The organism is Peribacillus sp. YIM B13482 (assembly GCF_042787975.1).
In the GTDB taxonomy this organism is placed as follows: domain Bacteria; phylum Bacillota; class Bacilli; order Bacillales; family DSM-1321; genus Peribacillus; species Peribacillus simplex_A.
Window position 1 is genome coordinate 16228 of record NZ_JBHZPF010000026.1, and the last position, 14847, is coordinate 31074.

Annotated in this window: 11 protein-coding genes; all 11 read left to right on the top strand. The window is 41.6% G+C overall.

Annotated features, from left to right (window positions below; all coding sequences use genetic code 11):
• The first annotated feature begins 186 nt into the window (after positions 1-186).
• The 11 genes from ACFX4L_RS13895 (at position 187) to ACFX4L_RS13945 (ending at position 14729) form a co-directional block, all read left to right on the top strand.
• Positions 187-1356: an ATP-grasp domain-containing protein gene (locus tag ACFX4L_RS13895; protein ID WP_377405440.1), complete on the top strand. Its 1170-nt coding sequence runs from the start codon at positions 187-189 to the stop codon at positions 1354-1356.
• 13 nt (positions 1357-1369) lie between these two features.
• A complete protein-coding gene (locus tag ACFX4L_RS13900; protein WP_377405442.1) occupies positions 1370-3064 on the top strand; it encodes a methyl-accepting chemotaxis protein in 1695 nt (564 codons plus the stop codon).
• A 313-nt stretch (positions 3065-3377) separates the two neighbouring features.
• Complete coding sequence (locus ACFX4L_RS13905; protein ID WP_034304915.1) at positions 3378-3578, top strand: cold-shock protein; 201 nt, start codon at positions 3378-3380, stop codon at positions 3576-3578.
• Between the two features lie 555 nt (positions 3579-4133).
• Positions 4134-4505 (top strand): ArsR/SmtB family transcription factor, encoded by a 372-nt coding sequence (locus ACFX4L_RS13910; protein WP_284469065.1) that lies wholly within the window; start codon positions 4134-4136, stop codon positions 4503-4505.
• Positions 4498-6621: a heavy metal translocating P-type ATPase gene (locus ACFX4L_RS13915; protein ID WP_377405444.1), complete on the top strand. Its 2124-nt coding sequence runs from the start codon at positions 4498-4500 to the stop codon at positions 6619-6621. Before ACFX4L_RS13910 ends, ACFX4L_RS13915 begins: the two co-directional genes overlap by 8 nt.
• Positions 6622-7039: 418 nt before the next feature.
• Positions 7040-8302: a GTPase HflX gene (hflX, locus tag ACFX4L_RS13920; protein ID WP_089363907.1), complete on the top strand. Its 1263-nt coding sequence runs from the start codon at positions 7040-7042 to the stop codon at positions 8300-8302.
• A 564-nt stretch (positions 8303-8866) separates the two neighbouring features.
• Complete coding sequence (locus ACFX4L_RS13925; RefSeq protein ID WP_377405477.1) at positions 8867-10225, top strand: NAD(P)-dependent oxidoreductase; 1359 nt, start codon at positions 8867-8869, stop codon at positions 10223-10225.
• Positions 10226-10251: 26 nt separating this feature from the next.
• Positions 10252-11538, top strand: a complete 1287-nt coding sequence (preA, locus tag ACFX4L_RS13930; RefSeq protein WP_377405446.1) for an NAD-dependent dihydropyrimidine dehydrogenase subunit PreA — start codon at positions 10252-10254, stop codon at positions 11536-11538.
• Between the two features lie 14 nt (positions 11539-11552).
• Positions 11553-12971, top strand: coding sequence for a dihydropyrimidinase (gene hydA / locus ACFX4L_RS13935; RefSeq protein ID WP_377405448.1), 1419 nt, complete (start codon positions 11553-11555; stop codon positions 12969-12971).
• A gap of 42 nt (positions 12972-13013) precedes the next feature.
• Positions 13014-14498: an NCS1 family transporter gene (locus tag ACFX4L_RS13940; protein ID WP_377384754.1), complete on the top strand. Its 1485-nt coding sequence runs from the start codon at positions 13014-13016 to the stop codon at positions 14496-14498.
• 15 nt (positions 14499-14513) lie between these two features.
• A complete protein-coding gene (locus tag ACFX4L_RS13945) occupies positions 14514-14729 on the top strand; it encodes a hypothetical protein (RefSeq protein ID WP_144529503.1) in 216 nt (71 codons plus the stop codon).
• The last annotated feature ends 118 nt before the right edge of the window (positions 14730-14847 follow it).

Here is a 14847-nt window from a genome sequence, read left to right on the forward strand (position 1 = left end):
ATTCAAGAAAATTAAATATTCGATGGTATGTGTAAGGACCTCAAGGCTAGATCTGATGGGATAGGTAAAAAGATATATTGATTTTTAATGCATTTTTAATAATAAATACCTACATAAGCTAAATACTTACCGCTTTTAACCGATTAAATATGGAGATACAAAAAACAGATAAGTTAGGTGAAAAGAATGATTATTTTGAATGAGTCCATTGTGTCGCCAATTCTTCTAAAGGTGTTAGAGAAACAGCAAATTCCAGTACTGGAACAAGGGCAATGGGGAGACACTTTAACATCGGAAAAGCTAAACATTCAAAAAGATACAGAATTTTTCAATTCCATGGAAAAGGAAAAAAGAATTCTTACAAACTCTGAAAATGGCATAACAGTATTAGGTCATTTTCAACCAAATAGCAATGAATACATTTGGTCAAAGTTATTGAAGGATAAGAGTCAGGTACGAAATTTGACGAAATCTTTATATCCTGATTTCTATTTCCAAGATATCGATTTATCCATAATAAGTGACCTGGATAAAAATCAAATACCGTATCCAGTGGTTATCAAACCCAATATTGGCTATTCAAGTGTAGGGGTGCACAAAGTCAAGAATGAGCAGGATTGGGAAATAGCCGTGAACCAGCTTAAAGCGGATTTACTTCATTCGGGTGGATTATATGATTCAGAAGTGGTCGATTCCCAGACCGTTTTAATAGAAGAGTGGATTCAGGGTGAAGAGTATGCCATTGATGGTTATTACAATCAAGATGGTGAACCGGTCATTTTGAATGTCTTCAAACGATTATTCAAGGATGATTACGATACTTCCGATCGAATTTATTATACTTCGAAGTTGGCCATCAATGAAATCTATCATGATGCACTAAAGTTCATGAAGAATACCCAAACGGTCCTTCCACTTAGGAATTATCCTATACACTTTGAAATTCGCAAAAAGGGAGACCGGGTGATACCCATCGAAATCAATCCCCTGCGTTTTGCTGGGGCGGGTACAACGGATCTAGGTTACCATGCCTATGGAATGAATCTGTATGAGCACTATTTTTCAGGAACGAAACCCGATTGGAATCGGATATTGGAAGAGATGGACGATCATATATATAGCTTTTTCTTTGCAGAGGTTCCACTGGAAATAAATCTGGAGGATGTTTCATGTATTGATCATGATGGACTTCGTCATGAATTCGAACATGTATTGGAATATAGACAGCTTCCTTTCCAAAATGACCGGAGCATGGCAATCATCTTTTATAGAAGTGAGGATTTGAATAAAAATCTCCAATTGCTTCATTTGGACTTAATATCATATTTGAATATAAAACACCTGGTTTTAATCTAAGGGGGGCACGGAAATGAAATTTTCAAAGCTAAATCCTAAAAAATCTTTGCTGGCAAAACTATTCTTGTTTTATATTATTCCATTCGTACTTTTCGCAGGGGTCATGGGCCTTTGCTTTTCTTATATTACTAATAAAATGATCAATGAGAATGTCCTTCCGCAATTCGATGAGCGTCTTTCTGAAAATGCCCACAGCTTAGCAGCAAGCCTCAATCCCACTGTGATAAACAATGCTTCGGTGCGGGGAGAAGAGATTAAGCGGAAATTAGATGCCTTTGTTGAAGATAAAAAGGGCATTGAATATGTTTATGTACTGAAGCGGGAGAATGATGCCGAAATGATTGTAGCCCTGAACGGCAGCGAGGACTTCATGGTGGAATCCCCTTTCACGCCGGAACAGGCAAAATCGATAAATGGAAACCAAGGCGTATTAAGTAAAATATATAAAGATAAATGGGGTACACACAAGTCATACTTTACGCCAATCAAGGGAACGGACGCGATTGTCGGAATCGATATGGATGCAAAATTCATTGATGAATTGAAAAGCACAATGATATTCTATAATATCTTATTTCTTGCAAGTGCCATTATATTAGGCGTGCTATGCGCCGTTGTCATCGGTAAAAAGATCTCGGGACCCGTCAATGAGCTTGTTGGTTACACGAATGAAATGGCAGAAGGAGACTTAAGTAAATCGATTCCCATTGGCAGACAGGATGAGATTGGCGATCTGTCATATGGATTCGAAGAAATGAGATTAAGTTTGTCCCATATAATTCAGAATGTCCGTGAACATGCTCAAAAGATGAATCAAACGACAGTGTCCATTCACCAATCCTTTGAAGAGATGGTGGAATCCTATGGCCAGATAGTAACGGGGACAACGGAAGAGGCAAAAGCTTCAGAAGAACGTGCCCATCATATTGACCGAATTTCCAATATGATCAGTGACTTAACGGATACAATCCGTTTAATGAGCGAGCAAACGAATAAAATGAATGAATTTACCATGCATGCGAATACACTTGCAGAACAAGGAAGTAAACAAGTGCAGGATGTAACGAGCCAGATGGATAAAATCTTGGAAAATGGCCAAGCGAATAAAGTCAATTTGGTGAGCCTGGAAGAGGATGTAGTGAAGATAAATGAAGTGATAGGTTTAATAAGGGTCATTGCTTCTCAAACGAACCTGCTATCCCTTAATGCTTCCATAGAAGCGGCACGGGCGGGGGAGGCCGGCAGAGGTTTTGCTGTAGTCGCTCAAGAGGTGCAAAAATTGGCTGTGCAAACAGATGAATCCATTGATATCATTTCAGAATCGATCATGCGGATTAATGAACAAACAGCCAAAGTCATCCAAAATAACGATGGAAGTTTCCAGGATATATTAAATGGTGTTTCCTTAGTGGAAAACAATGGCGAGATTTTCAATAAGATATTCGAATCCGTAGAGAAATTGTTGGAAGGCACAGAACAATTAGCGACCCATTCGAAAAAAATCAACGAGTCCTCGGATGAAAGCCTAGCATCCATTCAGGAAATAGCAGCGATTTCAGAAGAGGGAGTCGCAACAACGGAGCAAATCTCTGCGGCTGCCATTCAACAAAGCTCCATAATGACTGGATTGAAAGAGCAAAACGAAGAGTTAGCAAACGAAGCGGCCATATTAGAAGAGATGGTAGAAAAGTTTATTACGAAAAAATAATTTTTTACATCCCGTAAGCTTTGTTTACGGGATGTTTTTGTTTGTGGAAATGCATGTGAGATGTCATCTGGGCCAGTAAGCTATAACACATAGAGTCCATTCATGCTTATTTGATGAATTTAAAGAGTATTAAAAATTGCTTGAAAAAAGTTTGCCCAAACTATTTGCAATCGCTGCCATTTAATGTTATGCTTAGTCTTAATTATTTTTGTTCGGTACTAAGGATACTAAAAGTACTACTTTTCGTTTTCGATGATGACTTAGAGCAAGGATAGTAATACAATGTGCTTAAATGCACTAGGAGGCAACAACAATGGAACAAGGTAAAGTGAAATGGTTTAACGCAGAAAAAGGTTTTGGATTCATCGAACGCGAAAACGGAGACGACGTATTCGTACATTTCTCAGCTATCCAAAGCGAAGGTTTCAAATCTTTAGACGAAGGCCAAGAAGTTACTTTTGAAGTAGAACAAGGTCAACGTGGACCTCAAGCTTCTAACGTTCAAAAAGCATAATTTCAAAAACGAATAAAGACAGATCCTAGTTATAGGGTCTGTCTTTTTTGTTTTGTGAAAATACATAACAAAAAACCCTGCTCAACGATGAGCAGGGTAAATGGTACAAGTAAAGTAAAACGCTTAAAAAGGTTTGACTAAGTATATCATAGTTCTTCAAGAAAATACTAAATTAAATATATTATACTTATCAAGGTACGGATAGGGAATTACTGAAATCATTGGATTGAAGGGGCGTGAAGGACTTCTTTTTTTTCACTGGCAGATAAAAGTTTCGGTTCACGCGATTCGAGAAGGATGGATGGGTTCCTGGAAAGAGGACAGGCGGATATTCTGGGGCCTGTCTTTTTTTGTTCAGCAACATTCTAGGGGGGCGAGAAAAATCGTGGATGTGAAACAAAAAAGTGATACCCACATATAAAGACATATAGGGTACTTTCACTATGCCGTTTGGAGGAAGGGGAAAGATTCTTAAACATTCCAATATGGATTTGAATATTCGGGGAATTATGTTATATTATAATCAAACGCAGATTTGAATGAGGGTGTGAGAAGATGACGGAACTGAAAGATGTATGTGATGTCCACCTGCATGATGAAATGAAGGTTAATCGCATACAAGAAGAGATGAGCCAGGTGAATATATCCAGCATGTCGAAGCTGTTTAAAGTGATAGGTGATGAAAATAGGGCGAAGATAGCTTATGCGCTCTGTACGGACGAGGAATTGTGTGTGTGCGATCTGGCCAATATCATTGGTGCTTCGATGGCGACAACGTCACATCATCTTCGTACACTTTATAAACATGCAATCGTAAAATACCGAAAAGAAGGAAAGTTAGCTTTTTATTCTTTGGATGATCACCATATAAAGCAATTGATTCTCATTGCATTAGAACATCAGCAGGAGGTAAAGGTCGATGGCTGAGTCCCCATTAAAAACGTATCGTATTCAGGGTCTATCCTGCACGAATTGTGCTGCTAAATTTGAAAACAATGTCCGTGATCTGGAGGGTGTGAAGGAAGCCAAAATTAACTTTGGTGCTTCAAAAATTTCTATACAGGGAAGCGCGACAATTGAAGAGATTGAAAAGGCGGGGGCATTTGATAACCTGAGAATCCGGGATGAACAGGAACAGGTGACGCAAAGGGAACCAATTTGGAAGCAAAAAGAAAATATTAAAGTGGTGTTCTCGGTTATCCTTCTGCTAATCAGTTGGATATTGGATAAGCAATATGTTGATGGAGGCACCATACCGATAATCGGTTATGCGGCTGCAATCATAGTTGGAGGATATTCATTATTTTTCAATGGGTTGAAAAATCTTGCCAGACTTCGTTTTGATATGCACACCCTTATGACGGTTGCCATCATCGGAGCGGCCGTGCTGGGTGAATGGGGCGAGGGGGCAACTGTCGTCATTCTATTTGCAATAAGTGAAGCGCTGGAAAAATATTCAATGGATAAAGCACGTAATTCCATAGAATCCTTAATGAATATCGCACCTAAAGAAGCCTTGATCCTAAGAGGGCATCACGAAATGATGGTTGCTGTTGGTGAGATTGAAGTGGGCGATATCATGATCGTTAAACCCGGCCAAAAGATTGCCATGGATGGCAGGATCATGAAAGGGGCCTCGACACTTAATCAAGCAGCCATTACAGGGGAATCCGAGCCGGTTTTCAAAACGGTTGAGGGTGAAGTATTTGCTGGAACCTTAAATGGGGAAGGGCTGCTCGAAGTGGAGGTCACGAAGCGGGTCGAGGATACGACGATTGCAAAAATCATCCACCTTGTTGAAGAAGCACAGGCAGAAAAGGCCCCTTCCCAAGCTTTCGTGGATAAGTTCGCAAAATTTTATACGCCGGCTATTATGCTCATTGCCTTGGTCATTGCCGTGTTACCCCCGCTTGTGAACAATGGAGATTGGAGTGAATGGATTTACCGGGGATTGGCTGTACTGGTTGTCGGTTGTCCATGTGCTTTGGTCATTTCAACGCCCATCGCCATTGTGACAGCAATAGGAAATGCTGCTAAACATGGTGTGCTGATTAAAGGCGGGGTCCATTTGGAGGAAGCAGGAGCCTTAAAGGCGATTGCGTTTGATAAAACGGGTACTTTAACAAAGGGTGTACCTGAAGTGACTGATTTCACAGTATTGTCTGATGTGTTGAATGAACAGGACGTGCTAGCGATCGCTGCCGCTTTAGAAAGCAGATCACAGCACCCCCTTGCCACGGCCATTCTTCAAAAGGCGGAAAACCATGACGTGGACTATCATTCTTTATTGGTCGAGGATTTTACAGCAATCACCGGTAAAGGTATAAAAGGGAAAATTAATCAAGAAATCTATTACATTGGTAAACCCCATCTTCTTGAAGAAGTGGCAGGTATAGTTTTCCCTAATGATGTCCTAAAACTGATCAGCGGCTTTCAAAATGCAGGGAAAACAGTGATGGTGCTAGGCGATCAAATGAAGCTCCTGGCACTCATTGCGGTGGCTGATGAAATAAGGGAAAGCAGTAAGGAAGCAATTCGGAAACTGCATGCATTGGGCATTGAAAAAACGATAATGCTGACCGGGGATAATATCGGAACAGCAAAAGTAATTGGAGCTGCAGCTGGGGTTCAGGAGATTGAGGCGGAGCTATTGCCACAAGATAAACTGACCATCATCAAACAATGGAAACAAAAATATGATCGAGTGGCCATGGTGGGCGATGGTGTCAATGATGCGCCTGCCTTGGCAGCTTCCACGGTAGGGATTGCGATGGGCGGGGCAGGTACTGATACGGCCCTTGAAACAGCAGACATTGCCTTAATGGGTGATGACTTATCGAAGCTGCCTTATACAATCCGCTTAAGTCGCAAAACTTTAAAAATCATTAAGCAGAACATCACGTTTTCGTTGGTGATTAAAATCCTGGCCTTATTATTGATAGCGCCGGGCTGGTTAACACTTTGGATGGCGATTTTTGCCGATATGGGTGCAACATTATTAGTTACATTGAACAGCCTAAGATTACTGAGAATAAAAGAATAAAAGAATAAAAGAATATGGGCTCCCTGGTGCATTTTAAGGTGCTGGGGAGCCTTTGTTATGCACTTTCCGATTGTTTCATGTGAAACTTGGAAAATATGCATCCATATTCCTTTGGAAACGTAAATAGATTTGAACAGGGAAAGTGTTAACGGTGTTCCAAGGGAAATCATGTTAGTCAACCAAAGTAATAATATCAATAGGATATATAGCATGATAGGTCATATTTAGTCCTGTTATTTATAGTTGAATTTATTTATTAGTAAAAGGAATTCTAATAAGAACATTTTGCTTGGCTAAGCAATCGTTATGCAAGTGATGGTTAGTATGCTACAATGTGGCTGACTTTTAGTGCAGTATGATAGGTATGGCTATGTGTAAGGTTATTGGGAGTACGGTATGTAGGAAGGGATTTGAAAGGATGGAATTACAGCAGAGGGCAATCTTGGTTGGAGTTAATCTCAACGGTCAAAAGGATTTTGAGTATTCAATGGAAGAATTGGCCAATTTAACGGAAGCGTGTGAGGTAGAGGTTGCAGGGGCCATCACACAAAATTTGCATCGGGTGAACTCATCACATTTTATCGGTACCGGGAAGATTGAGGAAGTAAAAAGTCTCGTTGAGTATAAGGAAGCTAACGTCGTCATTTTTAATGATCAGCTCTCACCTTCGCAACTTCGGAACCTGGAGAGGGACATGGATTGCAAGGTGATCGATCGGACAATCTTGATTCTTGACATCTTCGCGCACCGGGCGAAAACGAAGGAAGCACAGCTTCAGGTAGAAGTGGCAAAGCTTCAGTACATGCTCCCACGCCTTGTTGGTTTAAGGGAGTCATTAGGGCGTCAAAGTGGTGGAGTCGGCACAAACAAAGGGGCAGGTGAAAAGCAGTTAGAGCTTGACCGTAGGAGAATCGAGGAAAATATAAGTGTTTTGAATAAAGAATTGGAAGAGCTTGTTGCGCACCGGCAAACGCAGAGAAAACAGCGGAAAAAGAATTCCATCCCTGTTGTATCCTTAGTAGGGTATACCAATGCAGGGAAATCTTCGATCATGAATGCCCTGATTGGGATGTTCCATCCAACAGCCGAGAAGCAGGTTTTGGAAAAGGATATGCTGTTCGCTACCCTAGAGACATCCGTTCGAAACATTCCGCTTCCGGATAAAAAGGAATTCTTATTGACGGACACGGTGGGCTTTGTGTCTAAATTGCCCCATCACCTTGTGAAAGCATTCCGATCCACATTAGAAGAAGTGGTAGAAGCGGATCTGTTGATCCATGTTGTCGATTTTTCCAACCCTAATCATGAACAGCAAATAGAGATAACTGATAAGACTTTAGAAGAGATAGGCATTAAAGGGATTCCAACGGTTTTTGCCTATAATAAAGCGGACCTTACCGATTTGGAAATTCCGCAGGTGAATCGTGGATCTGTATATATGTCCGCAAAAAACAAAGTCGGCATTGAGGAATTGATCAATCAAATTCGCGGACATATTTTTGTCGACTATACTCATTGTGAAATGCTGATTCCATTTGATCAAGGACAGCTGGTTTCTTATTTCAATGAAAATGGTCATATAACGGAAACTGAATATGAGGAAAACGGATATCGAATTAAGCTTGAGTGCAAGAAAACGGATTATGAAAAATATAATCGTTACGTTATTCATCCAGAATGAACCTTCCTGTTGATAAGTTGTTAACAGCTTGTTGATAAGTAGGGGAATAAATTTAATCTTGTGGATAACTTTGGTTGTAATGCTTTTGTTCCGCAAAAATAAAGAGAATAAAGCAATATGTTATGTGCATAAGTTGTGGATAAAAATAATAAGCCCAGGAAAACTTGAATAAAGTTTCTGGGCTTTTTTATGTGGACAAAGTGTTGATAAATAGGTTTTCTGAACAAATCCTCAAAGAATATCAGAAAGTATGATGAATATTAAGTTTGAATGTAGAAAAATGACGATGTTTATCATTTGTTGTTAGGAAATATACCATGGATATTACAGATTGCATATCTGACAGCTGGCAATACTTTACACTTTGTATAATGTAACTTACTTTTTAACATTATAAAATAAAGAATAACTCATTTCTCAGATCAATCATCAGGATTTGAGTTTTTAAGATTAGTAGTTTCAATCCTTTAAATGTGAGGATTGTATTATTAGAGAAATGCATGCAATTCCTCCCTTTTTATTTTTCGAAAAAATAAATTTTTGGAAGGAGAATAGTAGATGAGTATGACGAGCCCGTTAAAAGGTGGCCTAGAGATTAACTTTCAGGAAGCGGAGAGGGGGCTGTCCCCAAGGGAAGCTTTGGAAGAATCGAATCGATGTTTATACTGCTATGACGCCCCATGTATCCAAGCCTGTCCGACAGGGATAGATATTCCGAGTTTTATCAAGAAGATAGCTTCAGGTAATTTTAAAGGGTCGGCCAAGACGATTATGACGGCCAATCCCGTCGGTGCCAGCTGCGCGCGGGTATGTCCGACTGAAGAGTTATGTGAGGGGGCATGTGTCCTGAACCATTCTACAAAGCCAATCATGATTGGCGATCTCCAGCGTTATTCCACAGATTGGGCCATCCAAAATAAACAAGCCCTTTTTAAGACCGGGAAGAAGAATGGCAAAAAAGTTGCCATTGTAGGAAGCGGTCCAGCGGGCTTATCTGCAGCAAGAGAATTAGCCTTGCTTGGCTACAGTGTAACCATTTTCGAAGCTGAAAAAAATCCAGGCGGATTAAATACTTACGGAATTGTATCGTTCCGTTTGCCTCAGAGCATTTCTTATTGGGAGGTCGAACAAGTAAAGAGTCTGGATGTTGAAATTAAAACGAATACACAGGTCGGGGTTGATGTTTCCGTAAATCAGCTGACTGCCGACTATGATGCGGTCATTTTAGCTATTGGCATGTCCGCTGTTCCGAAGCTTGGAATAGAAGGAGAAGATTTGGCTGAAGTTTATGATGCAATCGATTTCGTCAAGGCAACGAAAACGGAGGGCATCACTGATAAATTCATTGGGAAGAAGATGGCGGTAATTGGGGCTGGAAATACGGCGATCGATGCCGCGACCTGTTCTGTACGCCTAGGTGCCGAACAAGTGAGCATTATATATCGTCGTACCCAAAAGGAAATGACAGCTTATGATTTTGAATATGAGTTTGCAAAACAAGAGGGTGTCGGGTTTCACTGGCTGACTAATCCTTCCAGAATCCTGTCGGATGAAAGCGGTCAGGTAACGGGCATCGAGTGTGTGAAAATGATGCTTAGCGAGGCTGGGGAAGATGGCCGGCGCCGTCCAGTCACAATTTCCGGATCGGAGTTCGTCATACCGGTCGATGGAGTCATTCGCGCTATAGGCCAATCGAGGTATGTAGGATTGATTGAACAGTTTGGCATTCAACATGATGGTGGAGTCGTAACATTGGAGGGTGATTCCTACAGAACATCGAATGAAAAGGTTTTTGCGTGCGGTGACGTGATTTTCGAAAAAGGCCAAGGTGAGGCAATGGTTGTTTCAGCTGCCCAGCAAGGGAAGAAGACAGCCTATGAAATTGACTCGGTTTTAATGGGTGAAGCGGTGGATATTGCTTAATAATAATGAAAATTAGGAGGCTTATCATGGCTGATTTATCAATTGATCTTGCAGGTATTAAATCTCCCAATCCTTTTTGGCTTGCTTCAGCACCACCTACTAATTCGGGTTATCAAGTACAGCGGGCATTTGAAGCTGGCTGGGGAGGAGCTGTTTGGAAGACACTGGGTGATCCCATCCTGAATGTTTCATCACGTTTTGCAGCTGTCAGTTTTAATGGACAAAGAGTCGCCGGGTTCAACAATATAGAATTAATTACGGATAGGCCGCTTGAAGTGAATTTGAAAGAAATATGTGAAACGAAGAAGAGGTTCCCTGATCATGCAATCATTGCTTCAGTTATGGTGGAGCCACAACAGGACAAGTGGCATGAAATCATCAAGCGTATAGAAGATGTAGGTGTCGATGGTTACGAGTTGAACTTTGGCTGCCCGCACGGTATGGCAGAGCGTGGGATGGGAGCTGCTTCGGGACAGGTTCCCGAACTGGTGGAAAAGCAAACATATTGGGCGAAGGAAGCCGCATCCAAACCTGTCATCGTCAAGCTTACACCGAATATAACCGACATTACGGTTACGGCTGAAGCGGCGGTGCGCGGCGGTGCGGATGCAATAAGCATGATCAATACGATTAACAGCTTAGCGGGAGTGGATATTCATTCATGGAATACGATTCCCCATGTAGGCGGCAAGGGGGCTCATGGAGGGTATTGTGGTCCTGCTGTGAAGCCAATCGCATTGAACATGGTGGCAGAGTGTGCAAGGAATCCAATGATTAATGTTCCCATCTCAGGAATAGGCGGCATTTCAAATTGGCAGGATACAGTGGAATTTTTACTGATGGGTTCAACCGGAGTGCAAATTTGTACGGCTGCCATGCATCACGGTTTTAGGATAGTGGAGGACATGATTGATGGCCTGTCCAATTACCTTGATGAAAAAGGGATATCGTCTGTGATGGATATTGTCGGTAAGTCTGTACCGCGCTATTCCGATTGGGGGAATTTAGATCTTAATTATAAGGTAGTTGCGCGCATTAATAATGATGTGTGCATTAACTGCAACAAATGCCATATTGCCTGTGAAGATACTTCTCATCAATGTATAGATATGTTAAAGGACACATCAGGCAGCTCCTACTTGAGGGTGCGCGAAGAAGATTGCGTAGGATGTAATCTTTGCTCGATCGTATGTCCTGTCGATGGGGCAATCGATATGATTGAATTGACAAATGAATTACCGCCAATGACGTGGAATGAACGCCAATCATTACTTGGGGGCATCGGCAGTGAAAGTGTTGATTTCGTAAAATGATGGAGGGATCGAATTTGAAGAAAATCATTAAAAATGGAACGATTGCAACGGCTGCAGATACGTATCAAGCAGATATATTAATTGAAAATGAGAAGATTGCAATGATTGGCAAGGACCTGCCTGCTGAGGGGGCTGAAATCATTGATGCAAAAGGAGCTTATATTTTTCCGGGGGGCATTGACCCACATACCCATCTCGATATGCCGTTTGGTGGGACAACCACAAAGGATGATTATGAAACAGGTACGATTGCCGCTGCATATGGAGGAACGACAACGATCATCGACTTTTGTTTGACCGAAAAAGGGGTGCCGTTAAAGAAAGCGATTGAAACATGGCATGAAAAGGCAAACGAAAAGGCCGCCATAGATTATGGTTTTCATTTAATGATCAGTGAGATTAATGATGATGTATTGGCTGAGTTGCCAAGTATCATCGATAATGAAGGGATTTCCTCCTTTAAAGTGTTCATGGCCTACAAGAATGTTTTTCAAGCAGATGATGCCACACTATACCGCACTTTGTTGCAAGCAAAGGAACTTGGGGCACTAGTCATGGTTCACGCCGAAAATGGTGATGTCATCGATTATCTTACAAAGAAGGCGCTTGCTGAAGGTAACACCGATCCAATTTACCATGCGTTAACAAGACCGCCGGAGCTTGAAGGTGAAGCAACCGGAAGGGCAGCTAAACTGACGGAAATGGCAAACGGTCAGCTCTATGTCGTTCATGTCACCTGTGAAGATGCAGTTGAAAAGATTATCGAGGCAAGAAATAAAGGGGTGGATATTTGGGGGGAGACCTGTCCGCAATATTTGGTCCTTGACCAGTCTTATCTTGAAAAGCCCCATTTCGAAGGATCTAAGTATGTATGGTCCCCGCCATTAAGGGAGAAGAAAAACCAGGAAGTGCTATGGAATGCTTTAAAAATGGGACAATTGCAAACGATCGGCTCAGATCAATGCTCTTTTGATTTTAAGGGTCAGAAGGACCTTGGACGTGAAGATTTCACGAAAATACCAAACGGCGGCCCAACGATTGAGGACCGCATGAGTATCCTCTTTTCTGAAGGGGTCATGAAAGAGCGCATTACCTTGAATCAATTCGTCGACATGACCTCTACGCGTGCTGCCAAACTATTTGGATTATTCCCTAAGAAAGGGACGATTGCAGTAGGCTCGGATGCTGATATTGTCATTTTTGACCCGGAAGTTGAAAGGAGCATTTCTGCAGATACTCATCACATGGCTGTGGATTATAATGCGTTTGAAGGTATGCAAATTACAGGTGAACCGGTTTCCGTCCTATCCAGAGGTCAATTCGTCATTAAAGACAAACAATTTGTAGGCGAAGCTGGAAAAGGGCAATTCTTGAAACGGGCAAAATATAATGCGGCGCTGAAGCAGGATACAGGGAAAAAGCTTTCAGTCTAACTTCGGTAAGGAATCTTGCAAATTAATATAGGGGGATTTTATATGAGTGAGAAGAAAGATTATTTAAAGTCTCCCGATTTGCTGCCTATACCTCATAGTGAGAAAAACATAAGTGCAGCCGGATTTGGTTTCATTTGGGTGGGCATGGCTGTAGTATTGGCTGCCTTCGCGATTGGCGGGAATGGTGTTCAAAGTTTATCCTTAGGCTGGGTCGTTCTTGCAACGGTCATTGCCTGTGTGGTTCTCGGATTTTTGATGACAATGACAGGGGATATTGGTGTTGAACATGGAATATCATTCCCAGTCTATATGAGGGCGCCGTTCGGTACGATAGGAACCCATATCCCTTCGGTTGTACGGGGGTTTGTAGCTTCATGCTGGTTTGGTCTTAACACTTACTTTGGAGCTACTGCAATGAATGCTATCTTTACAACCCTTTTTGATTTTGATAATTGGTTTACCTGCTTCCTCATTTTTGCCGTTTTACAATTGGTCAACACGGCAATGGGAATAAAATCGATAGAACGTTTTGCCGACTTGGCAGCGCCTGTTATCATTTTAATTTCTGGCTGGATGTATTTTACCCTTTCCGATAAAGCTGTGGCCCAAGGAAGAGATGTATGGTCCTGGATTGAAAGTCCAGTCACTGGCGGGGCTGCCGCTACGGCTTTCATGGTCGTCATTATGGCAAATATGGGATTTTGGGGCACATTGACTGCAGATATGCCGACCCTCTCTCGCTATATAAAAGCACCAAAAAATGAAAAAAATTGGTTCAAGCGCAATAAGGGGCAGATAATTGGGAATATTATCACCTATCCCATCACTCAGACGTTCATGGTCATTATCGGTGCGGTTTCCTATATGGCTGTTTCCAATTATGATCCCGTAGTTGCTATACAGGGATCAGCAAGTGGAATTGCTCTCGGCGTCCTTTTAATCATGATCGTATTCGCTCAATGGTCGACGAATACTACGGCTAATGTCATTCCCGCAGCTACCATTTTCTCCAATATCCTGGGTCCTAAATTGCCATTTTGGACGGGAGTCGTTGTGGCGGGGGTTATTGGGATAGTAGTTCAGCCATGGAGCCTGTTCGGCATCATAATAGAAGTTCTATTAATAATAGGCGGAATCCTGGCATCCATTGTCGGCATCCTGATAGCGGATTACTATTTCCTCCGAAAACGGAGGGTGAATGTACGAGACCTCTATGAGAGTGAAGGCCAGTATAAATATTTGAATGGAGTGAATTGGGCAGGAATCATTTCTTGGGTGATTGGCGGAATCGGTGCCACGATTTTTTCAAATTACTCGTTTATTATTGGCTTTCTTCTCGGCGGTGCAAGTTATTATTTATTAGCTAAGTATTGGTGGTTCAAGCAATATGAACAAGCTGAAATCATTGATCCCAGCGATGAGAAATATTTAGGAATTTCCGTTGGCAGGGATTGGAAGATTGGAAAAAGTCCAGAACTTGAGGAAGAGATGGTTTTTCCGGCTTCAACCGGCAAAGAGAACGTATGAAAAGGGGGAATGGAAATGTCCGAATATCAAGAGTATCGCTTAGAAAGGGAACAAATCGATTTTTTACTTGAAAGAGGATATCGAATCACCCGGGTTTCCGAAAGTTTAAGTGGAGCTTTTCTCGATTTTGAACTGATTGAAGGAACGAAGCAGGAATGGAAGCAATTGAACATCAAAACCCCGGAAGGAAGGAAATACTTCTCTACATTGCTAGTAAAAAAATTGCATTGAAATAGTTATGAACCGGGCCTATTCCTCACGAATGGGTCTTTTTTCTTGTTCCTGTTCGATTTTTTTGTAGAATTTTGACGTTAGATTTTCTAACAAGTGTCTGGAGATTTAGGGGTTG